This is a genomic window from Bacillus sp. YBsi01 (assembly GCF_038406745.1).
In the GTDB taxonomy this organism is placed as follows: Bacteria; Bacillota; Bacilli; order Bacillales; family Bacillaceae; genus Bacillus; species Bacillus siamensis.
This window is the reverse complement of sequence record NZ_CP151679.1, coordinates 1,526,667-1,549,344: the sequence shown is the minus strand read 5'-3', so window position 1 is coordinate 1,549,344 and position 22,678 is coordinate 1,526,667. Positions and strand designations below refer to the sequence as shown.

Here is a 22,678-nt window from a genome sequence, read left to right as displayed (position 1 = left end):
TGCCCATATAGCGGGCGGCTTTCTTTTTTTATCTCCCCTGTCATATAGTTTTAAAAAAGGGGGATGAACATGGCGGGAATTCGTGTCAAACCTGAAATAAAACGGCATATGAAAGATGTTGCACAGGTGCTTTCAATTGATAAAAAACTGCTGGAAGACGCCAATAAAACGGCGGAAAGCGATGAATTATTTTGTCCCGGCTTCCTCGTGAGCGGTCAGCCAGAATGTCCGATAGAAACGCTTAGCGGGCTTTCGCAATACATCCGGCAATGTAAGAGCGTTCTTTCCGCTGATCAATGGGTGAAGGAAGAAAAGGTGTACGGCTCTCAATCGGTTTATGAAGAAATTGAGAAAATAACGGAGGTCTTTCCGTTTGTCATGTGCCGTAAAATCGGCAGTTCCGTTTTGGGAAAACCGCTCTATGAGCTGAGAATAGGCGCAGATACGGCCGAGAGAAACGTGCATGTAAACGCCTCTTTTCATGCCAATGAATGGATTACCACGTCAGTTGCGATTAAATGGTGCAAAGAATATTGCGCGGCATTATGCGAAAATAAAACGGTTTTCGGACATTCCGCTATTGATATATTCAGCTGGACATCCTTATCATTCGTTCCGCTCGTAAATCCTGACGGTGTGGATCTCGTACTTTACGGATGTGAAGATTTATCAGAAAAAAATGAATTTCTCAATGAATTAAATGAGCACCGTCCGGATTTCCGCGAATGGAAGGCGAATATAAACGGCGTTGATTTAAATAAACATTTCCCATCGAATTGGGAGATTGAACAGAGGCGCAAACCGAAGGCTCCCTCGTACCGTGATTTTCCGGGCACGGCGCCGCTCACTGAACCGGAGGCGCAGGCGATGCACCGGCTGATAACGGAGCAGCCGCCTGACAGGCTGATCGCGCTTCATACACAGGGAGAAGAGATTTATTGGGGGTACGAAGGATGTGAACCGGAGCAATCATGTGAGGTCATCCGGGAGTTCGAAGCGATAAGCGGAAACCGCTATCAAGGTGTAAAAACCATTGACAGCCATGCCGGTTTCAGGGATTGGTTTATACAGCAATACGGAAAAGAGGGCTATACCGTTGAGCTCGGGAAGGGGAAAAATCCTTTGCCTTTTCATCAGTTTTCGGATATTTATCAAGCGACGGAAGGAATATTGTGGAGGGCGCTTGTTTTTTGAGACATCTGTGAAATTTCTCATTTGTTTATATTAACAAATATGGGACAATAGAAAAGAATGGAGGGAAGGCTGGTGAGATACTTGTGTTGTGTTCTGCTGTCCGCGTTCGTTCTGTGTTTAGCGGCCTGTGAACCATCTCATCAGCAGCCTGACACAGACGTCTCAGCAAAAGCAGCAGAACAAAAAATCGTTCCGCTCAGTAAAAATGAAGCGGAGAAAACGGAAGGATGGCTGGATAACAGGACCATTCTGTATACAGCACATAATCAGCTGATGAAATATGACCTTTTCAGCGGAAAATCCGAACGGCTCTACGAAACAAAGGGCCATATTGTCAATGTAAAGATCAGCCTGAAAAAAAAGCTGATTCTCGTTCAGGTGACAAACAGCGGACAGACTGAGCTTGTGCTCATGAACAAGCAGGGGAAAAGGCTTTATCACAAAGCCTTTAACTCTTATGAGCTGGAGACGGCTTGGAATCCATATGATCCGTACCAAATGATGATTACCGTTTTTTCTGAAACATGGGACTTCACAACCTATACAGCCGATATGAAACGCGGCATTTTAAAAATGAGTCCCGTTCAGGCCCCTTTTGTCCATTGGACGTCCTCTGATGAATTTCAATATATTAAGCAAGGAAAAACGGAGGAAGAGGGCCCTTTATATTCTTATGATCTGGAGACGGCAAAAGAAAAAAGAGTGCTACAACATGTCATCTGGGCAGATTCCCGCCCGGGTATGACGCTTGCCGTCAGACAAACGGATAAACCGGACGGCGACGGCGAGTTCCTTTTCCAAAAGCCGGCATCCGTGACACACCGCTTTCCTCTTCAAAAAAAGTATGAGAGCTTTGCGCCGATGGAATATGATTACGATCAGATCCACAAGCGGTTTTACACGTTTAAGCCGGAGGGCCGGTTATACAGGCTGATCAGCTTTGACTTGGGGGACAAACGGGAGCGGACGGTGCTTAACAATACGGAAATGGAACCGATTCAGATCTCTCCGAACGGGGAATACGCTTTATACGGCTTTACGTATGATCGTCTGATTTCACTGAAAACAGGACTGACAGAACCAATCATAACAAATGAAAAAGGAGTTTGAATCAAATGGCAATCGCAGATGTGACAATTATTCCGATCGGAACAAAAACACCGAGCGTCAGTGAGTATGTAGCGGATGTGCAAAAGATTTTGGAAGGCTACAAAGCAGCCGGCAAAATCAAATTTCAGCTCACACCGATGAACACTTTGATTGAAGGGGAGCTGAGCGACTTGTTCGCGGTCATTCAGGAGATCCACGAAGCCCCGTTCCAAAAAGGGCTGCACAGAGTGGCGACCAATATCCGCATTGATGACAGGCGTGATAAAGAAACGACGCTGGAGAGCAAAATCAAAAGTGTCAGCAAACATTTGCAGCAATAAAAAATAAGCCTGTATCCTAATGGATACAGGCTTTTAATGTGCAGTCGGATATCCGCTTGTAACAACGGTCATTACGGTAAACCAGCCGAACACGCCCAGTGTGGCGGCGGCTAACAAAAATCCCAGGATATTTCTCTGTCTGACAGCCCGCAGGACTCCTAACACAGCTAATAATGCGACAAGGCCGAAGATTACAACAAGTAACATCATGCTCCCCCTTTGTCATTGGAACCTGAAAATCTTTCCATTTTATTTTAACCGTTTTCATTTTGTTTGTCGATAGTGTTTTCCCAGCCGCATTCATTGAATCTTCGGCAGAAAACCTTCATAATAAGGGCATATACATAAAGAGGTGATAAAAGTGAAATGGAGACGAATGCCGGCCGGTCCGATTCAGGCAAACGCCTATTTTCTCGTCAGCGAGGATCAATCTTGTCTAATTTTCGATCCGGGCGGGGAAGCGGACAAACTCAACAATTACATAAAAGAAAACAATTTGAAGCCGCTTGCGATCTTGCTGACGCACGCCCATTTTGACCATATCGGCGCGCTTGACGAGGTAAGAGACAGATGGGATGTTCCCGTATATCTTCACAAAAATGAAGAAAAGTGGCTGGAGGACTCTTCCTTAAACGGATCAGGCATATTGCGCGGCATCGCTGTCACGGCACGGCCCGCCGATCGGCTGATTGAAGGCGACGGCATATTGGACATCGGCCCTTTCCATTTGGAGACGCTGTTTACGCCGGGACATTCACCTGGAAGCGTTTCTTATTATGTGAAGGACGCTGATTTGGTGATTTCAGGCGATGTGCTCTTTCAGGGAGGCATCGGCCGGACGGATTTACATGGAGGAAATCAGGACGTATTGCTTGATTCCATCCATCAAAAACTGCTCACGCTTCCCGGACATACACTTGTGTTAAGCGGTCATGGCGCGGAAACGGACATCCAGACAGAGCAGGAGCGAAATCCGTTTATTAATGGATTTTCATTGTAAACGAAAAAAGACAGACCGTAATCGGTCTGTCTTTTTCAGTCAGTGGGTTCCGCCGCCCGGTGTCATAATAAAAATAGAGTAATATGTAAATCCGGCGAAAAATACGGTTAAGTACGCTCCGAAAATATAAATATACATCCGCTCAGTCAGATTCAAATAAGAAAGAAATACAAAAAAGATCGTCTGTCCAAAAAACAAAAGAGATGCGTCTTTCATGCCGCCTAAAAAAAACATGACTGCAAAAATCCCCGTCCAAAATCCTAACACCCGGAACATGCGATTCATTCCTTATCCCCTCCCGAGAGTCTATCTGAAGTTTATTATAATAGATCGGCAGTTAAAATGTAAACATTTTCATGATTATATTTATTGTGGAATTTATGTCTTTCCCTGTGTTTTATATCTTATGCCGTTCTCTAAAAAAGATCCGAAAAATCTTTTTGAAATACGTTTAGCGAAAAAAAGTTCAGGGTACTTATGTTAACAAAGAGACGGATAATCCGAGGGAGGAATTTTTAAAAATGAAAGATCTTATTTTTTATTCATACCCGAGCTGCACATCATGCCGAAAAACGAAACATTGGTTAAAAGCCCACAATATTGACTTTCAAGAGCGCCACCTATTCAGGGAGACACCGTCAATTGATGAATTGAAGCAAATCTTATCCTTAACAACCGAAGGAATTGATGAAATATTAGCGACGAGGAGCCAAACATTTAAAAACCTCAACCTGAACATTGAAGAAATGACTGTAAATGAAGTGCTGAAGCTTTTGATTGAAAAGCCGAAGCTGCTGCGGCGTCCGATCCTGATCGATCGCAAAAAGCTTGTTGTCGGATATAATCCAGGAGAATTGATGAAGCTGACGAAGAAAAAAACGGTACATCAATCTGTATCATAAGAAAAAAACGAAGATCCGCTGATCAAACATTATCAGCTAATCTTCGTTTTTTGCGGTTCCAGGACTGGGCTAGCTGGATTCGAACCAACGATCACGGAGTCAAAGTCCATTGCCTTACCGCTTGGCTATAGCCCATCGAATGCTAATTACAGTATGTGCATCCGGCGCCGGTTTATACATACAAGTCAGATTTGAATGGAGGAAACCCGTGAAACATTTAAATGAAGTATTATCTCAAGTATTAATGGAAGAATCAGGCGAAATCATACGTGAATGGCTGCTCATCCACGAACCGGGGCGGCCTTCAGATGAGCGGAAAGCGGAAACGCAGCACCGCCTGTTAATTGAAATCGTTGCCGGCATTTTATCGGGGAAAGACGGCGAAGAAGAGGAGCTGACAAAGTGGGCGCTGCAGTTCGCAAGAGACAGGGCCGTGCATGAAGTCCCGGTCTATGAAAGCGTCGCAAGCTTTAAGGAGTTCCGGAGATTGGTCTGGAACCGCATACAGACATGCAGTGAAACGATGTCTGAAAAGCCTGATACAAATGCGGTATTTACATGGGGAGAGAAGCTGAACCAAGCAATTGACCATATGATTGAAGTATTTACAGAGGAATATCATAAAGTGACGATAACGCAATTAAACGCCCAAAAAGAAATGATTAACGAACTAAGTGCGCCGATTATGCCGATTGCCGACGGTATTGGAATTTTGCCGCTTGTCGGCGAAATTGACACTTACCGGGCAAAAATGATTTTGGAATCGGTGCTTGACCAATGTTCTTCGCTCCGGCTTTCTTATTTATTTCTAGATATATCAGGTGTGCCGATTGTGGATACGATGGTCGCTTATCAAATTTTTAAAGTGATTGACAGCACAAAACTTCTTGGCATAGAAACGACAATCTCAGGCATTCGGCCGGAAATCGCGCAAACCGTCGTGAAGCTCGGCATCGACTTTTCTCAGGTGAAAACAGAGCAGAGTCTGGCGAAGGCGCTGGCAAAAAACGGTTTTGTCGTAAAAGAATCATTAAGATGATATAAAGCTGAATGGCCGAGAGGGATTCCCCCCTCAGCTATTCAGCTTTGTCAGCTTCAATCGTAATGATATGATGGCTGTCGATTTCTTTTACTGTAAATGTGTACCCTTCAAAATCAATGGTGCTTCCGGGTTTTGCATCAATATGCTGAGTAAGGAACCAGCCCCCGAGTGTATCGACTTGATCGGCCGTAATCTCAGTTCCGAGTACGTCATTGACGTCACTGATCAGCAATTTGGCGTTCAGAAGATAACGGCTGTCTCCAAGCTTTTGAACGGAAGGTGTCTCATCCGTATCAAATTCGTCCCGGATCTCGCCGACGATCTCTTCAATGATGTCTTCCACGGTTACTAATCCCGCGGTTCCGCCGTACTCATCAATGAGAATGGCCATATGGGCGTGTTCCCGCTGCATTTTAACGAACAATTGATAAATCGGGATCGTCTCAATCACGTGGATGGCCGGCTGAATGTAAGGGCTGAGCTCGTGTTTAGTAAACGATGCCCCTTCAGACAGGAATCTGAATAAAACTTCTTTTATATTGATGATGCCGACAACATGATCTTTATCTCCCTTTACGACAGGATACCGGGTATATTTATTTGTTTTGATAATGTCGCGGAGCATATGTCCTGATCCGCTGTCTAACGGCAGGCTCACCATTTCATTCCGGGGCACCATGATTTCTTTCGCAGTGCGCTTATCAAATGTGAAAATGTTATTTACGTAATGCAGCTCGCTTTTTTTAATCATGCCGCTTCGGTAGCTTTCGGCAAGCAGCACCCGCAATTCTTCTTCCGTATAAGCCATTTCATGTTCTGAAGCCGGCTTCAAGCCGAACAGGGCTGTAATCAGGCGGGCGGAATGGTTAAGCAGCCAGATGAACGGAAACATTAACTTATAAAACAAAATGATTGGTCTGGCAGACAAAAGTGTAATCCGCTCGGCTTTTTGGATAGCAAAACTTTTCGGGGCGAGTTCGCCGATGACGACATTCACATATGTAACCAGCAGAAAGGCGATGATCAATGACAGTACTTGGGCAACCGCTTCGTGAACTCCGGTTTTTAAAAATAACGGCTGAAGCATTGCTTTGACTGTCGGTTCACCAAGCCAGCCGATTCCCAAAGCGGTGACGGTGATGCCCAATTGGCATGCCGATAAATATTCATCAAGGTGTGTAATGACATGCTTGGCTGCTTTTGCCCCTTTCACACCATCCTGAATGAGCTGATTGATGCGGGAGCGCCTTGCTTTAACGATTGAAAACTCTATGGCGACAAAACACGCCGTTAATAAAATAAATAATACGATGGCAGTCAGTTTGATGATATACAATGTAACGCCTTCCGCGAAGGAAGGCTTGCACCTCCCTTTTTTCGGAATAATACCACTCTGGAAAGCTGCTCAAACATCAAACCTGGTTTAGCCTGCTTCATTTACGGTAATTAAAAACAAGAAAGCGAAACTGGAGGCTGACAAGAGATGAAGATACATTCGGGGACGGACTGGTTTTGGTACCAGCTCGGTCCGCATGAAAAAGCGGAAGCAAAAAAAATGATCCACCACAATCACTGGCCGCAATGCGAAAAGTGGTTTGAACATGAAAATCATATAAACTTTCTGCGTGCAGATACAAATGATCAAAATAATGAAGCAGTTTTCGGATCTTTAATCTATCATCAAGGATTAGATGATGAAAAAAACCATACCGTATTTCACTTTTATATTACGAGAGACTTCTTTTTTACGATTAATTTTGATTTTTCGCTGCTGCGCGGTGTAAAAGAAAAGCATGCCACACAGCAGATTCAAACCTGTGAAAATCCGATTGAAGGCTTTTTTGTTCTGCTGGGAGAGCTGATGAATTCCTATCTGATCGGACTGGATGAATTTGAAGTCAAGCAGCGGACGCTCAAATGGCAGATTCATGATGACAACAGCAAAGGAATCTTGGAAAACGTGCATAAGCTGCGCCATGAGCTGTTCATTTGGAAAGGCCTGATACTGGGGGCTAAAAAAGTGGAAATGGCTTTAAAAGAAGCGTTTCTTCCGAAAAATGACAGGCAGAAAGATTACCTCAGGGCTCATCAAAAGATGGAAAGAGGGATTACATATATCAATGAGTTCGATCAGGAGCTGAGCAATCTGCTGCATGCCGAGGAGGTCATTACCTCTCAAAGAGGAAATGAAATTGTAAAAGCATTGACGATCTTTACAACTCTCTTTACACCGATGACGGCGCTTGGCGCTCTCTGGGGGATGAACTTTGATAATATGCCGGAGCTTCATTGGAAATATTCATATATTTGTTCCATCGTGCTTATTATCGTATCCACCCTGCTGATTTACATTTATCTGCGGCAGAAGGGCTGGACAGGGGATATTCTGCGGGAGAATCAAAAGAAATATTTGCGGAAAGAGAAGAAACGCTAAGAAGAGCAGGCACATGCCTGCTTTTTTGGCGGCCGAAAATGACTGAATGGTTCCGGATTTCATTCAGTAAATCAATATCATGCAGCTGATTTTTGATCTTTTTACGTTTTACACTGTGTAAAAAATATTATTTCTCTTTTGCCGGCTCTTGTCTATTTGATTTACAATACGTGTCGGAAGGAGGGAAATCTTATGGAGAATATAGAAACATACAGCAGGAACATTATAAACGAGGCCTATACGGCAAGAGCTTCAGATATACACATCGTGCCGCGTGAAAGGGATGCTTTCATTCATTTTCGCATTGGTCATGCTCTTGTGAAAAAAAGAGTTTTAAAAAAAGAGGAATGCGTAAGGCTTATTTCTCATTTTAAGTTTTTATCGGCGATGGATATAGGAGAAAGACGAAAGCCGCAAAACGGATCATTGTCTCTGCCGCTTCCATCTGAAACCGTTCATTTAAGGATGTCAACCTTACCGACAATGAATGATGAAAGTCTTGTCATCAGGCTTTTGCCTAAGCGGCAGATTCCCCCTCTGGATAAACTGTCCTTATTCCCGGGGGCAGGCGCCGCACTCTTGTCCTTTCTGAAGCATTCCCACGGCCTGATTCTTTTTACCGGTCCGACCGGATCTGGAAAAACGACCACTCTCTACTCGCTTGTCAATTATGCAAAACGTCATTTTAACCGGCGGATTGTCACGCTTGAAGATCCCGTAGAAACGAGAGATGAAGATGTTTTACAAGTTCAGGTGAATGAAAAAGCCGGAGTCACATACTCCGCCGGTTTAAAAGCGATTTTAAGACATGACCCCGATATGATCATCTTAGGGGAAATCAGGGATGCCGAGACGGCTGAAATCGCAGTCCGCGCGGCTATGACGGGGCATCTTGTTCTTTCAAGCTTGCATACAAGAGATGCTAAGGGCGCTATATACAGGCTGCTGGAGTTTGGGGTGAACATGACGGAAATTGAACAAACCGTTATTGCCATTGCCGCTCAGCGTCTGGTTGATTTAACGTGTCCGTTTTGCAAAGCGGAAAACTGTTCCGTGTACTGCCGGCTGTACAGGCAGACGCGCCGTGCGGGAATCTATGAACTGCTTTACGGGAAAAATCTCACCCAATGCTTTCAGGAAGCAAAAGGAGAGCACGCCAATTTTCAATATCAGACGCTCCGCAGGCTGATCCGAAAAGGAATCGCGCTCGGCTATGTCACGACTGACAACTACGATCGGTGGGTGTATCATGAAGCGGATTAAAAGAACCTGGCCGTTGAAGGATCAAGCGGCTTTTTTGAAAAGGCTCGGTGAAATGACCGAAAAAGGGTACAGTCTGATCGAAGGGCTCAGACTGCTGAAACTCCAGCTTCATAAACGCCAGCTTGCAGAGCTGACGGACGGAATCCGCCGGCTTAGGGAAGGCGATGCGTTTTACGAAGTGCTTGAGGCATTGTCTTTTCATAAAGAAGCCGTCTCTATCTGCTATTTCGCGGAAAAACACGGAGAATTGCCCGGGGCGATGAAACAAAGCGGCGAATTGTTACAGAGAAAGCTCATGCAGATGAATCAAGTCAAAAAAATGCTCCGGTATCCGATGTTTTTAATCTGCTCCGTCTGTGTCATGTTTTATATTCTTCAAAGTATGATCATCCCGCAATTTTCAGGGATTTATCAATCAATGAATATGAATACTTCCGGTTGCGTCAGTTTCATTTTTTCATTTTTTCAGCATTTTCACGAAGCTTGCGCACTGGTGCTGTCAGCCGCTCTCAGCTTGTTTTTGTTCGTTTGGTTTTTATGTAAGAAAAAATCCCCCCAAGACAAAATGCTTATTGTTGTGAAAATCCCCTTAATAGGAAAAGCAGCCGTTCTTTTTAACAGCTACTTTTTCTCTTTACAGCTCAGCAGTCTTCTGAAATCCGGTCTTTCTATCTATGACAGCTTAACGGCTTTTAAGGAACAATCTTTTCTGCCTTTTTATCGTGAAGAAGCGGATATGCTCATTACACGTTTGAAAGCAGGTGAGACAATAGAATCCGCTCTTTCCGGGCATCCGTGTTATGAAAAAGATCTAGCGGCCGCAGTCAGCCACGGACAGGCAAACGGCAGGCTTCATCGCGAGCTTTATACGTACAGTCAGTTTATGATGGAGCGCCTTGAACAAAACGCGGAGAAGTATACAGGCATTCTCCAGCCTGTCATTTACGGCGTTGTGGCCGGTATGATTCTGATTGTCTATATGTCAATGATGATGCCGATGTACCAGATGATGAACCAAATGTAAGGGAGTGCTTCGTCTGAAAAATCAAGATGGATTTACTTTAATTGAAATGCTGATCGTGTTATTTATCGTTTCAATTCTGCTTTTAATAACGATTCCTAACGTTACAAAACATAATCAAAGCATACAGCATAAAGGCTGTGAAGGACTGCAGAATATGGTGAAAGCCCAAGTGACGGCGTACGAAATCGACCATGAAGGAAAAATGCCGGATATGAAAGACTTACAGTCAGAGGGATATATCAAAAAGAATACAGCCTGTCCGAATGGAAAACAGATCTTAATTAGCGGCGGGGAAGTTACAGTTGAACAATAACAGGCTGACAGAAAGCGGATTCACCCTTCTTGAAAGCCTGATTGTGTTAAGCCTGGCGTCCGTTCTGCTGACGGTCTTGTTCACGGCACTTCCGCCGGTTTATACCCATCTGGCCGTTCGGCAAAAAACGGAACAGCTCCAAAAAGATATTCAGCTTGTACAGGAAACGGCTGTCGCAGAGCATAAAAGAACAAAAATCATTTTTCTCCCAAAAGAGCATAAATACAAATTCCAGTCAGCCGGAAAGGCTGTCGAGCGTTCATTTGATTCGCTTCATATTACACTTATGACCTTGCCGGAGAGCCTTGAATTTAATGAAAAAGGCCATCCGAATTCCGGCGGAAAGATTCAATTGAAGCACGCAGGGGTCACTTATGAAATAACAGTTTACCTAGGGAGCGGAAATGTCCATGCAGAACGGAAATAAAGGGTTCTCTACTATTGAAACACTATCAGCAATGGCCATTTGGCTGTTTCTTATGATTTCTATCGTTCCGGTCTGGACGGACATGCTGACGGATAATCTGAAAACAGAGGAACGCCAAAAAGCGCGCCAGCTTCTCCAGGAACGCATCAGCGCTTATATGATGTCCGGAAAAAAGCAGCCGTCTCCCGGTGTGACGTGGAAGGAGGAAGGTGATTATTACAAAGTCTGTGCGGCTGTCCGCGGCGAAAAAGAAATGTGTCTCAGCATTCTCAAAACAGACTGGCTTTACGCTTCTTAATGTTTTGTTTTCCTTGGCAGTCTGTCTCTTCTTATCAAGCACCCTGAGCCCGATTTTACATTTGTTTTTATCAGGCCAAAGCGATAACGGCGGAATAGACAGCCGGGAGTATCATATTGCCGTTCAGCAGATTATGAATGAATGTAAACAGGCAGAGACTGTAAAGCCGGCGGACGGCGGACGGGCATTAAGCTGCCGGAAAGCAGGAGGCGAAGAAGTGCGTTTTGAAATCTACCATATGATGATAAGGAAAAGAGTGAACGGAAAAGGCCACGTGCCGATCCTGCATCATGCGGCATCTTTAACGGCTGGTGTGAAAAACGGCCTGCTTTTATTAGAGATCTCAAGCGATACAGGTAAAAAGAATCAGGCAGCCATTCCGGTTTACAGCTCTTTAAAAGGTGATTAAATGTACAAATCTGACGGGTTTATATATCCAGCGGTTCTGTTTGTTTCTGCCGCGGTTTTACTTGTCATCAGCTATACTTCAACTGATTTCATCACCCGAAAAACCTTTGCAAAAGAGGTCGGGGAGTACTGGATCGGTGAGAACCTGCTTCAAAACGGCGCGCTGCTGTCAAGCCGTCATGTGATACAGGGACAAAAGGACCGAACCGATACACATCGTTTTCCGTACGGAACCGTTTCCTTTCAGATCACCGAAAGCGATAACCCGGAAGCGGTTCAGGTTACAATTCAGGCGGAAACAGCGTCAGGGACGAGACGGGAGGTTCACCTTTTGTTCAATCAGAAGAAGAAACAGCTGATTCAATGGACAGAAGTATAAAAAAGAGGCGGCGGGACAACACTTCATAGTAAAGACAGCAATATGAGGTGAGAGCCGTGAAAACAAACGATTATGTAAAATATATGACTGAGCAATTCGTTAAATATTTCGATACGCCGAAACAGGAACGGAAAGAGCGAAAAGAAGTGCGGAAAGAAAAGAAAGTGCCGGCTTCCCAGCACTGGTTCGGAATATTGCCGTATGGTTTTAAGCTGTGGATGCAGCGGAAAAAATAAAGTGTAACACACGAAGGTCCTCCTGATACAGGAGGGCCTTTATTGGTATTCCTCAATGACGGCAATTTTATTTACTTTTTGGCTGTAGGGATTAAAAGAAATCGTAACAAACACACCAAATTCTTTAGCGCCTTCCCGCAATGTCAGGTGGTATTGTTTTACCGCTTCATCTGTTCTTTTACGGTCCCACACCTTTTGAATAAATAACGTTTGAGCGAGCGGATATCTTTTTTTAGCTTCTTTTTCCGCGATTTTTTCCCATTTTGATTTATGGTGAACAGCATAGTAAGGCGCCGCTTCCGCCTGATCCATTCCTGAAACCCCGAAAACAAGAAGAGAAAGGCAAATCAGACTTTGTTTGATCATCATTCTTCGTCCTTTCGCTGTATATGATTTCCAATTTGTTCTGAACACTTCATTATTTTCTCACATTTTATTAGAAAAAATTCCAAAAAGGTGTGTAATTTGGAGCAAAACGATGTTTTTAAAAGATTATATTCTTAAAAACGAACAATTTGACCGTTTTTGACATTTTTCAAGACGATAAACCTTGATTATACTTTGTTTGTGCAGTTCTTTAAAAAGAACGATTGTTATATTTATTAACAGTTTTACAGGGGGTAAGGCATGTTCCGATTGTGGCGAATGGAGAAAAGGGGTAAGGGGAGATGGAGGATAATGCTGTTTTTGCGGCTTACGTTCATTTTCTGCCTGTCCGTGACGATATGTGCTCAGTTTACGGGTGACACGAGTTCCTCCTTTAATGATGTGAAAAGCTTCAGTCTTCCGGTTCAAACGTGCGGAGATTTTCGATATTCAGATGACAATTGCCGTTATGACGAACGCTGGGATCAAAGTGATTTACATATAACAAATCAAACTGATACGTCGGGCGCCGTGTGTGCGCCGCTTCGACTCTATGCCGAGCTGGAGAATAGGGGAAAAGAGCGGACTGTTTCTGACTGGAAATGGGAACTCCATAAAATCGCCTCTCAGCAACAGCCTCTGCAAAACGGAAATGTTGTGGATAAAGGGCTTATTACTGATAAAAAAAGCAAAACGATTTATAAAATTGAGTCAAAGCGGGCCCTGCAGCCAGGCATATACGCATTCAAGGTTTACAAGCCTGAAGGGTATCCTGCGAATGATGAAAAGTATGAGTGGTCAAAACCGATGAAGCTTGTCAAATGCCAGGAAAAGGCGACGGCTTCCGATCAGAAGAAAACAGAAAAACAACCGGCTGAGCCGGTAAAAGAAAGCGGGGAAGAACATGAAAAGAACGCTGAAACTGATCAGTAATATTTTGTATGCCGTCATTTTCAGTTTGATTATTGTGCTGACGTTAACGGTGATCTCGACCCGGGCTTCCGGCGGTGAGCCGGCCATCTTCGGCTATACGCTGAAATCCGTGCTGTCGGGTTCAATGGACCCGGAATTTAAGACGGGTTCGCTCATAGCGGTAAAGAAAATTTCTGACGTGAATGATTTAAAAAAAGGCGATGTCATCACTTTTACACAAAATGACGGATCAGCCGTAACACACAGAATTATCGGGATCACAAAAAAGGGCGGGCACCTGATGTTTGAGACAAAAGGAGACCATAATGCCGCTCCGGATGCCGCTCCTGTTCAAGCTGAAAACGTGGCGGCTCAGTATACGGGATATCAGCTTCCGTATGCGGGATATGTCATACATTTGGCAAGCCAGCCGATCGGAACGGCGATTCTGCTAATCGTTCCCGGCGTCATGCTTTTGATTTACTCAATAACAGTTATTGTCAGCGCTCTCCGCGATATCGAGCGGAAGACGAAAGCGCTGGAAGAACATGCGAAAAACGGGACGATGTCCACATGAATACGGTTGCAACCTGGCGACAGGATTTGATAACAAAAAAGAAAAAGTAGGGGGAATACAAACATGGGTATGAAAAAGAAATTAAGCTTGGGCGTTGCCTCAGCCGCACTCGGTTTAGCATTAGTGGGAGGAGGCACATGGGCCGCATTTAATGATGTGAAGTCGACGGACGCTACATTTGCGTCAGGAACACTTGATTTATCGGCTAAAGAACAATCAGCCAATGTTAATTTATCAAACTTAAAACCAGGTGATAAATTGACGAAAGATTTTGAATTCAGAAATAATGGTTCGCTTGCCATTAAAGAAGTGCTGATGGCATTGAATTTTACTGACTTCAAAGGAGCGAAAAAAGGAAACGAATCTGCGGAAGATTTCCTCAGTCAGTTTGAAATTACGGTTCTGACAGTCGGCAAAGAAGGCGGCAACGGCTATCCTAAAAATATCATTTTGAAGGCAGCCAGCCTGAAAGACTTATACTTAATGTCAACAAAACAGGATAAAGCAGCTGCCGAAGCGATCAGCAAACACATTGATCCGAAATTCTTGAGTGCAAGCGGAAAAGTCAATGTGGCAACCATTAACGGCAAGACGGCGCCTGAGTATGACGGAGTTCCGAAAACGCCTGTTGATTATGATCAGGTGCGGATGGAAATCCAATTTAAAAATGATACCGCAAAAGGTGCAGACGGACTGAGTGTCCAAAACAAATTCCAAGGCAATGCGATTTCTCTTCAATTCTCTTTTGAAGCGACGCAATGGAACGGCTTGACCATTACAAAAGATCATACGGATAAAGACGGTTACGTGAAGGAAAACGAAAAGGCTCACAGTGAGGATAAAAACTAATCCGAACGTCGGGCAGATAAAAGAGGAGTTGTGCACATATGGCGGCACTACTCCTCTTTTTGCGATTTTCTCCATTTTTGATAATCTAAAAATTCACGAAATTGTTTTTTTGATACCCCGGATGTCATCGCATCACGAACTAATTTCTCCCATTCACTATCTAATTGACCATCGTATTCGGTTTCATGTTTTTCATCAAGTAAAGTATGAACCGAGACGTCCAGAACAGCGGAGACTTTTTCTAGAAATTGAATGGAGGGGTTCGTCTGTAAATTTCGTTCTATTGAGCTTAAATAAGACTTCGCTACCCCAGCTTTTTCAGCTAGTTCTGATAGTGAGTAGCCTTTTTCTTTTCGGTATTGTTTAATACGCTGGCCAATCAATGTCATCACCTTCCTTGTGATATTATAGCACATTCAGAAAGGATTTACGGTATGACTTCTGGCGGCCTGGATATGTTGAGAAGACTTTTTATGCGAATGCAGGTATTTGCGTATTTCTTCCAGGCTGATATTTGCTTTTTGAGCTTCTAATATCAGCTCAACCCATTCCTTATCTAATTGCGAAAATTCCATTTTTGCATTTTTCATGCATTTTCTCCTCCTAAAATACTTGTTTATGTATTTCAGCCAATCCGCCCATGACCTTATCTTTACATGTCTGGAAGTGATTCATCGCATGCGAAACGCCAGAAATTTTTTCTATATACTTTTATTATAATATAGAATTTCCAGAAAAAACGGGAAAGGTGTCGAATGGATAACGCTTATCCAGAAAAATTACTTTGCAGGAAAAATAAACCGCCGTTTTCAATCTGAATATGAATTTTCGGCTGATATAAGGCTTTCAGCGCTTGTTTTTCCAAATGGTATTCCTCAGGTTTTTCTTCTGTCTGCTCATAAAACTGATCGAGCAGCCTGAGGTCCTTTTTCCATCTGGCGATCGCGCTGTCAGCCCAGTCTGACGGCTCTTTGGCGGCAGCGTCTTTTAAGTAATGCTCCATCCTTTTAATCCCGCTTTCCGGCTTAATCATCGGCGATATGGTAAAGCAATAGTCTGATATTTGTGATGTCATCGGCAGAGGTGCAAGCTTCTGCTGAAATCCCTCAACGATTGTTCCAGAAACAAGATGCAGGCCTAAAGACAAAAGTCTGTCTTTTTTCATGTCGGATTGGTATGAAATCACTACATTTAATCCAAGCCAGGGCTGAAGCGGCACTCTGGCTCCGGCTGATACAATTTTCTCATATATTCTTGTAAATCTCCCATTTTGTTTAACTGCTTGAAAGATTTGAAAGAGGCGCGGGGCTCCAAAGTAAATAAACTCGCCGTCCATATCTTCCGGAGCCATTTCTTTATCAGTGATGAACGTGATCTTCATCGGGTTCGGTTCGCCGCCCGTTTTTTCACGCCAATGCCAATAAAACGGGCGGTTCATAATTTGTTTGTCCATCTCGACCGTCAACTGAACCGTCATAAAACCCGGCCCGTGTTCAGTAATCGGGCAGTGGTTCGCTTCAAAAAAGCGCAGTAAAAATTGGTGAACCTCCTGCTGTCTCATGTCGCGCTTCCTCCTTTTAGATTAAGAGCCTTTTTTTCTGGCGGGTTTTTCCGTACCGTACGATAAGAAAGAGGTAAGGTTGTCCATTTTGATCCGCATTTCTTCCTCTGTCAGCGAGTGGCATAAAATATCATGTAAATGATCTTCAAAATTGCTCACTTTGATTTTTGTTAAAATGTCATCTAGTTCTCCGACGACATTTTCAAATAAATGAATTTTGTCATACAAGAGTTTTAAGATATGCTCTTCCACCGTATGTTTTGTCGCCATATTGTAGATGTGGACATCTCTTTCCTGACCGAGTCTGTGAATCCTTCCGATTCTTTGTTCAAGCCGCATCGGGTTCCACGGAAGGTCATAGTTGATAATATGGTTGCAAAATTGCAGGTTGATCCCTTCCCCTCCGGCTTCTGTAGCGATCAGGACCTGCACTTTGCCGCGGAAGAGATCCTTCATCCAGTCTTTTTTCCCGCGTTTAAATCCGCCTCTGAACGGAACGGAGCTTATGCCGTTCTGCTGGAGAAACCATTGCAAGTAGATCTGTGTCGCCCGATACTCAGTAAAAATAATGACCTTGTCATTAATCTTTTTAATCAAGTCAACAACTTGAATCGCTTTTGAGTTTTGCGTGACTTGATTGATGCGGTCCATTAAATTGGCGATCGTCTGTTCATCGAAAGCGGGCGCTTGTTTGTCTTTTTGATCAAGCATTTTTTTAAGTGTCATATACACGGCTTCCCTGCTTGAACAGCACTCCCGTTGCAGTGTCATAATGGAAAATGCGCTTGCGGGCTTTTCCGTGCCGTTTTTCAGTGCGTTAATGTCATCGTAGAGCGCCTGTTCCGTCGGTGAAAAGGTGATCGGCACTGTTTCCACGTGGCGCTTCGTCCATGTAAGCCCCGTGTCGCTCCGTGTGTTGCGGATCATCACCTTATTGACGAGCTCTTTCAAATGCTCATGAGCGTCAATCCCGTCCTTTTGATTGAACGTTTCCTGAAATCCGCTTTCATTTCCTAAGTGGCCGGGTTTTAACAGTGACACTAAATTGAAAATTTCTTCGATCCGGTTTTGAATCGGAGTCGCCGTCAGAAGCAGGCAGTATTTCTTCACAAGACTTCTCGCAAATTCATAATTTTTCGTTTTGCTGTTTTTGAGCTTATGCGCTTCGTCAATAATGACGAGATCATACGGAATCGAAAGCACAATCTCCTTGTGAGGCGAACGCTTGGCCGTATCAATAGAAGAAACGACGATATCGCACTGTTCCCACACATAGCTTTTTTTCTGTTCAACAGCGGGTATTAAAAACTTCTCCTGAAGCTCTTTCACCCACTGGGACACGAGTGATGCCGGCACAAGAATCAGGATTTTTTTGGCCAGCCCGCGAATCATGTATTCTTTTAAAATCAGTCCCGCTTCGACCGTTTTTCCGAGCCCCACTTCATCAGCCAAAATCGCTTTGCCGTTCATTTTTTCAACGACTTTCTGCGCGACTTCAAGCTGATGGGGAAGCGGAGTGAAATCAGGCAGGTATAAAGGAGCCCTCAACCCTTCGAATTCAGGAATGGCAAGGGTCTGCTGGACTTCAGCCGACAGTTTGTACATCTCCCAATTTGACCAGGGACCGTCCGTTTTCAGCCGCTCAGAAAACTCTCCCGGCCAGTTTGCATCAAATATGATCTCTGCTGTCATATGTAACAAAACCGCCTTTCTTTTAAAAAACTGATTTATCATCATTTTTGTTGCCGGACGTAAGTGAGGGTGGTAGGATATAAGTAATCATTTCACTAAAAGATATTGCTTTAGTATGTCCATAACAATTGGTAAATATGAGCGAATGACAGCAAGGGGAGAGACTCGGACGAAAAATGTGCATCCGGGCGCCGAAGGAGCAAACTGCGGAGTGAATCTCTCAGGCAAAAGAACTCTTGCTCGACGCAACTCTGGAGAGTGTCTGCGATTTGAAGCAGCAGACCACCAAAGGGGACGTCTTTATGATGTTTTCATAAAGTAAACTTTCAGGTGCCGGGACAGAGAAACCTTCATTTTCATGAGGTGTTTCTCTGTCCTTTTTTATATGTCTTTACAATGCGCCAATGACTGAAGGGGGAAGATGATGCTGAAACGAACACCGCTTTATGACATGTATAAAGAATACGGCGGAAAAACGATTGATTTTGGAGGATGGGAGCTGCCGGTTCAATTTTCTTCTATTAAAGAGGAGCATGAAGCCGTCCGCACAAAGGCGGGTCTGTTTGATGTATCCCATATGGGAGAAGTCGAAGTCTCCGGTAAAGACGCCCTGTCTTTTCTGCAAAAAATGATGACAAATGACGTTGCCGATTTAAATCCGGGAAGCGCCCTCTATACCGCCATGTGTTATCCTGACGGCGGTACGGTCGATGATTTGCTGATCTATCAGAAAAGCGAGAGCTGCTATCTGCTTGTGATTAACGCGTCCAATATTGAAAAAGACATCGCTTGGCTGACAGAACACGCGGAAGGGGATGTCACGCTGACGAATCAGTCTGACGGGATTTCACTGCTAGCCGTTCAGGGGCCGAATGCTCAGGCGGTTCTTGCGAAGCTGACTGAACGTGATTTGTCTTCCTTAAAACCGTTTACGTTTATTGATGGAGCTGACGTTGCCGGCCGCCAAGTCCTGCTTTCAAGAACAGGCTATACCGGTGAAGACGGGTTTGAACTCTATTGTAAAAATGAAGATGCGGTTCATCTGTTTAAGGAGATTCTTACAGCGGGAGAGAATGAAGGAATCGTTCCGTGCGGCCTCGGCGCGCGTGATACGCTGAGATTTGAAGCGAAGCTCGCTTTATACGGTCAGGAATTGACGAAAGACATTACACCGATTGAAGCCGGGATCGGATTTGCCGTAAAACACAAGAAAGATTCCGATTTTTTTGGGAAGTCTGTATTGAGTGAACAGAAAGAAAAAGGAGCTCCGCGTAAGCTGGTCGGGCTTGAGATGATTGAAAAGGGGATTCCGAGACACGGTTATGCCGTAAAAAAAGACGGTGCCCTGATCGGGGAAGTCACGACAGGCACACAATCCCCGACGTTAAAGAAAAATATCGGCCTTGCCTTAATCAAAACGGAATTCAGTGGAATCGGAACGGAAGTCGAAGTGGAAATCCGCAAAAAAACGGTAAAAGCAAAGATTGTCCGCACACCGTTTTATAAACGCCCAAAACAGAGCTGAAAAAGGAGAGTCATATGAAGCATCGATATTTGCCCGCGACAGAACAGGATAAAAAAGAAATGCTGAAAGCCATCGGCGCAGATTCAATTGATGAACTGTTTGCCGATATTTCGGAAGATGTGAGGTTTCAAAAAGACTACCAAATTAAACAAGCAAAATCTGAAACGGAGCTGACGAGAGAGCTGACAAAGCTTGCGGCGAAAAATAAAGACGCTGTTACATATGCATCTTTTCTGGGCGCAGGAGTGTACGATCACTATCAGCCGGTTATCGTCGATCATGTGATTTCCCGATCAGAGTTTTACACGGCTTATACGCCTTACCAGCCTGAAATCTCACAAGGGGAGCTGCAGGCGATTTTTGAATTTCAAACGATGATCTGTGAATTAACGGGAATGGATATCGCAAACTCCTCTATGTACGACGGGGGAACGGCGCTTGCGGAAGCGGCGATGCTTGCATCGGGACATACGAAAAAGAAAAAAATCGTCATTTCCGCAGCCGTTCATCCGGAATCACGGGATGTTCTGAAAACATACGCAAAGGGCCAATATATTGAGGTTGTAGAGGTGCCCGCGAAAAACGGCGTCACAGATCTTGAAGCATTGGAACATGCCGTTTGTGATGAGACGGCCGCCGTGATCGTTCAGTATCCGAACTTCTTCGGACAAATTGAGCCGTTAAAGGACATTGAGCCGCTCGCACATAAAGGGAACAGCCAGCTGATTGTTTCTTCTAACCCGCTCGCCCTCGGTATTTTGACTCCGCCCGGAGCATACGGAGCTGATATCGTCGTCGGGGACGCGCAGCCTTTCGGTATACCTGCGGCGTTCGGCGGCCCGCACTGCGGCTATTTTGCAGTAACGAAAAAACTGATGAGAAAGGTGCCGGGCCGGCTTGTCGGCCAGACGGAGGATGAAAACGGGCGGAGAGGTTTTGTTCTCACCCTTCAGGCGCGCGAGCAGCATATCAGAAGAGACAAGGCCACCTCTAACATCTGCTCAAACCAGGCGCTGAATGCGTTAGCAGCTTCAGTCGCGATGACTGCGCTCGGAAAAAACGGCGTCAAAGACATGGCCCGCCAAAATATACTGAAAGCCGATTACGCGAGACGCCAAGCGAAAAAAGCCGGCTTGCACGTAGCATTTGACGGCCCGATGTTTAATGAATTTGCCGTCAGGCTGAACCTCCCCGTCAAGGAAGCAAACCGGCGGCTCCTCAAAGACGGCATCATCGGCGGATATGACTTAGGCCTTGCGTATCCGGAATTGAATCAGCATATGCTCATTGCCGTCACAGAGCTGAGAACAAAAGAAGAGATCGATTCGCTTATTGCGGGATTGGGGGATCAACATGAATAATCAAGATCAGGCGCTTATTTTTGAAATGTCCCGCGAAGGGCGTATCGGTTACAGCCTTCCGGAGCTTGATGTGCCGGAAACAGAGCTTGAAAGCCTTCTTCCCGGTGACTACATCCGCGATGAAGACGCAAAGCTGCCGGAAGTATCAGAGCTTGATATTATGCGGCATTATACCGCTCTTTCCAGAAGAAACCACGGAGTTGATTCAGGTTTTTATCCGCTCGGCTCCTGTACGATGAAATACAATCCGAAATTAAATGAAAAAATTGCCCGGTTCCCTGGCTTTTCCGCCATTCACCCGCTTCAGGACGAGGACACGGTTCAGGGGGCGCTTGAGCTTTTATACGATTTAAGCGGACATTTGGAGGAAATTACGGGCATGGACGAGGTGACGCTGCAGCCTGCCGCGGGCGCTCACGGCGAATGGACCGGCCTGATGATGATCCGCGCCTATCATGAAGCGCGCGGGGACTTCGGACGGACGAAGGTCATTGTCCCTGATTCAGCCCACGGCACGAATCCGGCATCCGCTACGGTCGCCGGTTTTGAAACGATTACCGTCAAGTCGAATGAACACGGACTGGTTGACATTGAAGATCTGAAAAGAGCGGTAAATGAAGAAACAGCGGCGCTGATGCTGACGAATCCGAACACCCTCGGGTTATTTGAGGAAAACATTACGGAAATGGCTGAAATCGTCCATCAGGCCGGCGGAAAACTTTACTATGACGGAGCGAATTTAAATGCCGTTTTAAGTAAAGCAAGACCGGGAGATATGGGATTTGACGTCGTTCACCTTAATCTGCATAAAACATTTACCGGGCCGCACGGCGGGGGAGGACCGGGTTCGGGGCCGGTCGGAGTAAAAAAAGAATTCATTCCGTATCTGCCGAAACCCGTTCTCACGAAAAAAGAGGGCCGTTTGACTTTTGACGATGACCGCCCGCAATCGATCGGGCGCGTAAAGCCCTATTACGGCAACTTCGGCATTAATGTCAGAGCTTACACGTATATCCGTTCCATGGGGCCTGACGGCTTAAAAGCTGTGACTGAAAACGCGGTTTTAAATGCAAATTATATGATGAGAAGACTCGCGCCTTATTATGATCTCCCGTATGATCGTTATTGCAAGCATGAATTTGTGTTATCGGGAAGAAGGCAGAAAAAGCTCGGCGTAAGAACGCTTGATATCGCTAAACGGCTTTTAGATTTCGGTTATCACCCGCCGACTGTGTATTTCCCGCTGAATGTTGAAGAAAGCATCATGATCGAACCGACGGAAACGGAATCCAAGGAAACGCTTGATGCGTTTATAGATGCGATGATTCAAATTGCGCGGGAGGCGGAGGAATCGCCTGAAATCGTTCAGGAGGCGCCGCATACCACGGTAGTCAAAAGAATGGATGAAACCAAGGCCGCAAGAAAGCCGGTTTTAAAATACGAACATACATCTGAAGGGGTGTAAAAAAAAGAGCTTCCGTATAA

Annotated in this window: 29 protein-coding genes, 1 tRNA gene and 1 riboswitch; of the genes, 21 read left to right on the top strand and 9 right to left on the bottom strand. The window is 44.9% G+C overall.

From position 1 onward, the window contains the following. The first annotated feature begins 69 nt into the window (after positions 1-69). From AADZ70_RS07610 to AADZ70_RS07600, 3 genes are all read left to right on the top strand, one after another. Positions 70-1,194, top strand: a complete 1,125-nt coding sequence (locus tag AADZ70_RS07610) for a M14 family metallocarboxypeptidase (protein WP_342007950.1) — start codon at positions 70-72, stop codon at positions 1,192-1,194. Positions 1,195-1,266: 72 nt separating this feature from the next. After that, entirely contained in the window at positions 1,267-2,304 is a 1,038-nt protein-coding gene (locus tag AADZ70_RS07605) for a hypothetical protein (RefSeq protein ID WP_342007949.1), read from the top strand. A gap of 5 nt (positions 2,305-2,309) precedes the next feature. Beyond that, entirely contained in the window at positions 2,310-2,624 is a 315-nt protein-coding gene (locus AADZ70_RS07600; protein ID WP_045926724.1) for an MTH1187 family thiamine-binding protein, read from the top strand. Positions 2,625-2,657: 33 nt separating this feature from the next. On the opposite strand, the gene AADZ70_RS07595 is transcribed toward AADZ70_RS07600, so the two are convergent. Then, positions 2,658-2,831, bottom strand: coding sequence for a DUF2759 domain-containing protein (locus AADZ70_RS07595; protein ID WP_003153076.1), 174 nt, complete (start codon positions 2,829-2,831; stop codon positions 2,658-2,660). A 154-nt stretch (positions 2,832-2,985) separates the two neighbouring features. On the opposite strand from AADZ70_RS07595, the gene AADZ70_RS07590 reads away from it, so the two are divergent. Beyond that, complete coding sequence (locus tag AADZ70_RS07590; protein ID WP_016938959.1) at positions 2,986-3,624, top strand: MBL fold metallo-hydrolase; 639 nt, start codon at positions 2,986-2,988, stop codon at positions 3,622-3,624. A 39-nt stretch (positions 3,625-3,663) separates the two neighbouring features. Here AADZ70_RS07590 and AADZ70_RS07585 read toward each other — a convergent pair whose 3' ends face one another. Further along, complete coding sequence (locus AADZ70_RS07585; protein WP_003153078.1) at positions 3,664-3,909, bottom strand: DUF2626 domain-containing protein; 246 nt, start codon at positions 3,907-3,909, stop codon at positions 3,664-3,666. Between the two features lie 236 nt (positions 3,910-4,145). On the opposite strand from AADZ70_RS07585, the gene AADZ70_RS07580 reads away from it, so the two are divergent. Beyond that, a complete protein-coding gene (locus tag AADZ70_RS07580) occupies positions 4,146-4,526 on the top strand; it encodes a Spx/MgsR family RNA polymerase-binding regulatory protein (RefSeq protein WP_016938960.1) in 381 nt (126 codons plus the stop codon). Positions 4,527-4,590: 64 nt separating this feature from the next. Here the strand turns inward: AADZ70_RS07580 and AADZ70_RS07575 are convergent. Then, positions 4,591-4,661 (bottom strand) — tRNA-Gln (locus tag AADZ70_RS07575). A 73-nt stretch (positions 4,662-4,734) separates the two neighbouring features. Between AADZ70_RS07575 and AADZ70_RS07570 the strand changes: the two genes are divergently transcribed. Next, the gene (locus tag AADZ70_RS07570; protein WP_188154562.1) at positions 4,735-5,565 is read left to right on the top strand and encodes an STAS domain-containing protein; all 831 of its coding nucleotides are present in this window, start codon (positions 4,735-4,737) and stop codon (positions 5,563-5,565) included. 37 nt (positions 5,566-5,602) lie between these two features. On the opposite strand, the gene AADZ70_RS07565 is transcribed toward AADZ70_RS07570, so the two are convergent. Continuing rightward, positions 5,603-6,904, bottom strand: coding sequence for a hemolysin family protein (locus tag AADZ70_RS07565; RefSeq protein ID WP_188154561.1), 1,302 nt, complete (start codon positions 6,902-6,904; stop codon positions 5,603-5,605). Between the two features lie 147 nt (positions 6,905-7,051). Between AADZ70_RS07565 and AADZ70_RS07560 the strand changes: the two genes are divergently transcribed. The 9 genes from AADZ70_RS07560 (at position 7,052) to AADZ70_RS07520 (ending at position 12,350) form a co-directional block, all read left to right on the top strand. Beyond that, complete coding sequence (locus AADZ70_RS07560; RefSeq protein WP_049627017.1) at positions 7,052-8,002, top strand: magnesium transporter CorA family protein; 951 nt, start codon at positions 7,052-7,054, stop codon at positions 8,000-8,002. Between the two features lie 192 nt (positions 8,003-8,194). Continuing rightward, positions 8,195-9,265, top strand: a complete 1,071-nt coding sequence (gene comGA, locus AADZ70_RS07555; protein WP_045926720.1) for a competence type IV pilus ATPase ComGA — start codon at positions 8,195-8,197, stop codon at positions 9,263-9,265. Next, on the top strand, positions 9,252-10,289 hold the full coding sequence (gene comGB / locus AADZ70_RS07550) for a competence type IV pilus assembly protein ComGB (protein ID WP_342007948.1): 1,038 nt from the start codon (positions 9,252-9,254) through the stop codon (positions 10,287-10,289). Before comGA ends, comGB begins: the two co-directional genes overlap by 14 nt. 46 nt (positions 10,290-10,335) lie before the next feature. Further along, the gene (comGC, locus tag AADZ70_RS07545; protein ID WP_045926801.1) at positions 10,336-10,602 is read left to right on the top strand and encodes a competence type IV pilus major pilin ComGC; all 267 of its coding nucleotides are present in this window, start codon (positions 10,336-10,338) and stop codon (positions 10,600-10,602) included. Then, the gene (gene comGD / locus AADZ70_RS07540) at positions 10,592-11,029 is read left to right on the top strand and encodes a competence type IV pilus minor pilin ComGD (RefSeq protein ID WP_045926719.1); all 438 of its coding nucleotides are present in this window, start codon (positions 10,592-10,594) and stop codon (positions 11,027-11,029) included. The genes comGC and comGD overlap by 11 nt, the downstream gene beginning before the upstream one ends. Continuing rightward, positions 11,013-11,327, top strand: coding sequence for a competence type IV pilus minor pilin ComGE (gene comGE, locus AADZ70_RS07535; RefSeq protein WP_045926718.1), 315 nt, complete (start codon positions 11,013-11,015; stop codon positions 11,325-11,327). Before comGD ends, comGE begins: the two co-directional genes overlap by 17 nt. Then, positions 11,239-11,736, top strand: coding sequence for a competence type IV pilus minor pilin ComGF (comGF, locus tag AADZ70_RS07530; RefSeq protein ID WP_342007947.1), 498 nt, complete (start codon positions 11,239-11,241; stop codon positions 11,734-11,736). Before comGE ends, comGF begins: the two co-directional genes overlap by 89 nt. Next, positions 11,737-12,114, top strand: coding sequence for a competence type IV pilus minor pilin ComGG (comGG, locus tag AADZ70_RS07525; RefSeq protein WP_342007946.1), 378 nt, complete (start codon positions 11,737-11,739; stop codon positions 12,112-12,114). A gap of 56 nt (positions 12,115-12,170) precedes the next feature. Continuing rightward, on the top strand, positions 12,171-12,350 hold the full coding sequence (locus AADZ70_RS07520; RefSeq protein ID WP_016938971.1) for a YqzE family protein: 180 nt from the start codon (positions 12,171-12,173) through the stop codon (positions 12,348-12,350). A 39-nt stretch (positions 12,351-12,389) separates the two neighbouring features. On the opposite strand, the gene AADZ70_RS07515 is transcribed toward AADZ70_RS07520, so the two are convergent. Further along, positions 12,390-12,719: a DUF3889 domain-containing protein gene (locus tag AADZ70_RS07515; RefSeq protein ID WP_016938972.1), complete on the bottom strand. Its 330-nt coding sequence runs from the start codon at positions 12,717-12,719 to the stop codon at positions 12,390-12,392. Positions 12,720-12,977: 258 nt separating this feature from the next. Between AADZ70_RS07515 and tapA the strand changes: the two genes are divergently transcribed. From tapA to AADZ70_RS07500, 3 genes are all read left to right on the top strand, one after another. Then, positions 12,978-13,649, top strand: a complete 672-nt coding sequence (tapA, locus tag AADZ70_RS07510) for an amyloid fiber anchoring/assembly protein TapA (protein ID WP_029575370.1) — start codon at positions 12,978-12,980, stop codon at positions 13,647-13,649. Beyond that, positions 13,621-14,205: a signal peptidase I gene (locus AADZ70_RS07505; RefSeq protein WP_016938975.1), complete on the top strand. Its 585-nt coding sequence runs from the start codon at positions 13,621-13,623 to the stop codon at positions 14,203-14,205. The genes tapA and AADZ70_RS07505 overlap by 29 nt, the downstream gene beginning before the upstream one ends. A 63-nt stretch (positions 14,206-14,268) precedes the next feature. Further along, positions 14,269-15,054, top strand: a complete 786-nt coding sequence (locus AADZ70_RS07500; protein WP_047475632.1) for a TasA family protein — start codon at positions 14,269-14,271, stop codon at positions 15,052-15,054. A 47-nt stretch (positions 15,055-15,101) separates the two neighbouring features. Here the strand turns inward: AADZ70_RS07500 and sinR are convergent, their stop codons facing one another. The 4 genes from sinR to AADZ70_RS07480 form a co-directional block, all read right to left on the bottom strand. Beyond that, entirely contained in the window at positions 15,102-15,437 is a 336-nt protein-coding gene (gene sinR / locus AADZ70_RS07495; RefSeq protein ID WP_003226345.1) for a transcriptional regulator SinR, read from the bottom strand. Between the two features lie 33 nt (positions 15,438-15,470). After that, complete coding sequence (locus tag AADZ70_RS07490; RefSeq protein WP_016938977.1) at positions 15,471-15,644, bottom strand: anti-repressor SinI family protein; 174 nt, start codon at positions 15,642-15,644, stop codon at positions 15,471-15,473. A 176-nt stretch (positions 15,645-15,820) separates the two neighbouring features. Then, complete coding sequence (locus AADZ70_RS07485; protein WP_016938978.1) at positions 15,821-16,615, bottom strand: YqhG family protein; 795 nt, start codon at positions 16,613-16,615, stop codon at positions 15,821-15,823. Positions 16,616-16,636: 21 nt separating this feature from the next. After that, positions 16,637-18,307 carry an SNF2-related protein gene (locus AADZ70_RS07480; RefSeq protein ID WP_045926712.1) on the bottom strand — a complete coding sequence of 557 codons (1,671 nt, stop codon included), beginning with the start codon at positions 18,305-18,307 and terminating at the stop codon, positions 16,637-16,639. 145 nt (positions 18,308-18,452) lie between these two features. Beyond that, a riboswitch (glycine riboswitch) is annotated at positions 18,453-18,553 on the top strand. Between the two features lie 178 nt (positions 18,554-18,731). Between AADZ70_RS07480 and gcvT the strand changes: the two genes are divergently transcribed. From gcvT to gcvPB, 3 genes are read left to right on the top strand one after another with little or no spacing between them, the layout of a single operon-like run. Next, the gene (gcvT, locus tag AADZ70_RS07475; RefSeq protein WP_342007945.1) at positions 18,732-19,832 is read left to right on the top strand and encodes a glycine cleavage system aminomethyltransferase GcvT; all 1,101 of its coding nucleotides are present in this window, start codon (positions 18,732-18,734) and stop codon (positions 19,830-19,832) included. A 14-nt stretch (positions 19,833-19,846) separates the two neighbouring features. Then, complete coding sequence (gene gcvPA, locus AADZ70_RS07470) at positions 19,847-21,193, top strand: aminomethyl-transferring glycine dehydrogenase subunit GcvPA (RefSeq protein ID WP_342007944.1); 1,347 nt, start codon at positions 19,847-19,849, stop codon at positions 21,191-21,193. Beyond that, entirely contained in the window at positions 21,186-22,658 is a 1,473-nt protein-coding gene (gene gcvPB, locus AADZ70_RS07465) for an aminomethyl-transferring glycine dehydrogenase subunit GcvPB (RefSeq protein WP_342007943.1), read from the top strand. Before gcvPA ends, gcvPB begins: the two co-directional genes overlap by 8 nt. The last annotated feature ends 20 nt before the right edge of the window (positions 22,659-22,678 follow it).

Excerpts from the sequence above, each read along its gene's own strand:
- AADZ70_RS07610 (WP_342007950.1), top strand. The coding sequence starts at position 70 with ATGGCGGGAATTCGTGTCAAACCTGAAATAAAACGGCATATGAAAGAT.
- AADZ70_RS07600 (WP_045926724.1), top strand. The coding sequence starts at position 2,310 with ATGGCAATCGCAGATGTGACAATTATTCCGATCGGAACAAAAACACCG.
- AADZ70_RS07595 (WP_003153076.1), bottom strand. The coding sequence starts at position 2,831 with ATGTTACTTGTTGTAATCTTCGGCCTTGTCGCATTATTAGCTGTGTTA.
- AADZ70_RS07585 (WP_003153078.1), bottom strand. The coding sequence starts at position 3,909 with ATGAATCGCATGTTCCGGGTGTTAGGATTTTGGACGGGGATTTTTGCA.
- AADZ70_RS07580 (WP_016938960.1), top strand. The coding sequence starts at position 4,146 with ATGAAAGATCTTATTTTTTATTCATACCCGAGCTGCACATCATGCCGA.
- AADZ70_RS07560 (WP_049627017.1), top strand. The coding sequence starts at position 7,052 with ATGAAGATACATTCGGGGACGGACTGGTTTTGGTACCAGCTCGGTCCG.
- comGA (WP_045926720.1), top strand. The coding sequence starts at position 8,195 with ATGGAGAATATAGAAACATACAGCAGGAACATTATAAACGAGGCCTAT.
- comGB (WP_342007948.1), top strand. The coding sequence starts at position 9,252 with ATGAAGCGGATTAAAAGAACCTGGCCGTTGAAGGATCAAGCGGCTTTT.
- comGC (WP_045926801.1), top strand. The coding sequence starts at position 10,336 with ATGCTGATCGTGTTATTTATCGTTTCAATTCTGCTTTTAATAACGATT.
- comGE (WP_045926718.1), top strand. The coding sequence starts at position 11,013 with ATGCAGAACGGAAATAAAGGGTTCTCTACTATTGAAACACTATCAGCA.
- comGG (WP_342007946.1), top strand. The coding sequence starts at position 11,737 with ATGTACAAATCTGACGGGTTTATATATCCAGCGGTTCTGTTTGTTTCT.
- AADZ70_RS07515 (WP_016938972.1), bottom strand. The coding sequence starts at position 12,719 with ATGATGATCAAACAAAGTCTGATTTGCCTTTCTCTTCTTGTTTTCGGG.
- tapA (WP_029575370.1), top strand. The coding sequence starts at position 12,978 with ATGTTCCGATTGTGGCGAATGGAGAAAAGGGGTAAGGGGAGATGGAGG.
- AADZ70_RS07505 (WP_016938975.1), top strand. The coding sequence starts at position 13,621 with ATGAAAAGAACGCTGAAACTGATCAGTAATATTTTGTATGCCGTCATT.
- AADZ70_RS07500 (WP_047475632.1), top strand. The coding sequence starts at position 14,269 with ATGGGTATGAAAAAGAAATTAAGCTTGGGCGTTGCCTCAGCCGCACTC.
- AADZ70_RS07490 (WP_016938977.1), bottom strand. The coding sequence starts at position 15,644 with ATGAAAAATGCAAAAATGGAATTTTCGCAATTAGATAAGGAATGGGTT.
- AADZ70_RS07485 (WP_016938978.1), bottom strand. The coding sequence starts at position 16,615 with ATGAGACAGCAGGAGGTTCACCAATTTTTACTGCGCTTTTTTGAAGCG.
- AADZ70_RS07480 (WP_045926712.1), bottom strand. The coding sequence starts at position 18,307 with ATGACAGCAGAGATCATATTTGATGCAAACTGGCCGGGAGAGTTTTCT.
- gcvT (WP_342007945.1), top strand. The coding sequence starts at position 18,732 with ATGCTGAAACGAACACCGCTTTATGACATGTATAAAGAATACGGCGGA.
- gcvPA (WP_342007944.1), top strand. The coding sequence starts at position 19,847 with ATGAAGCATCGATATTTGCCCGCGACAGAACAGGATAAAAAAGAAATG.
- gcvPB (WP_342007943.1), top strand. The coding sequence starts at position 21,186 with ATGAATAATCAAGATCAGGCGCTTATTTTTGAAATGTCCCGCGAAGGG.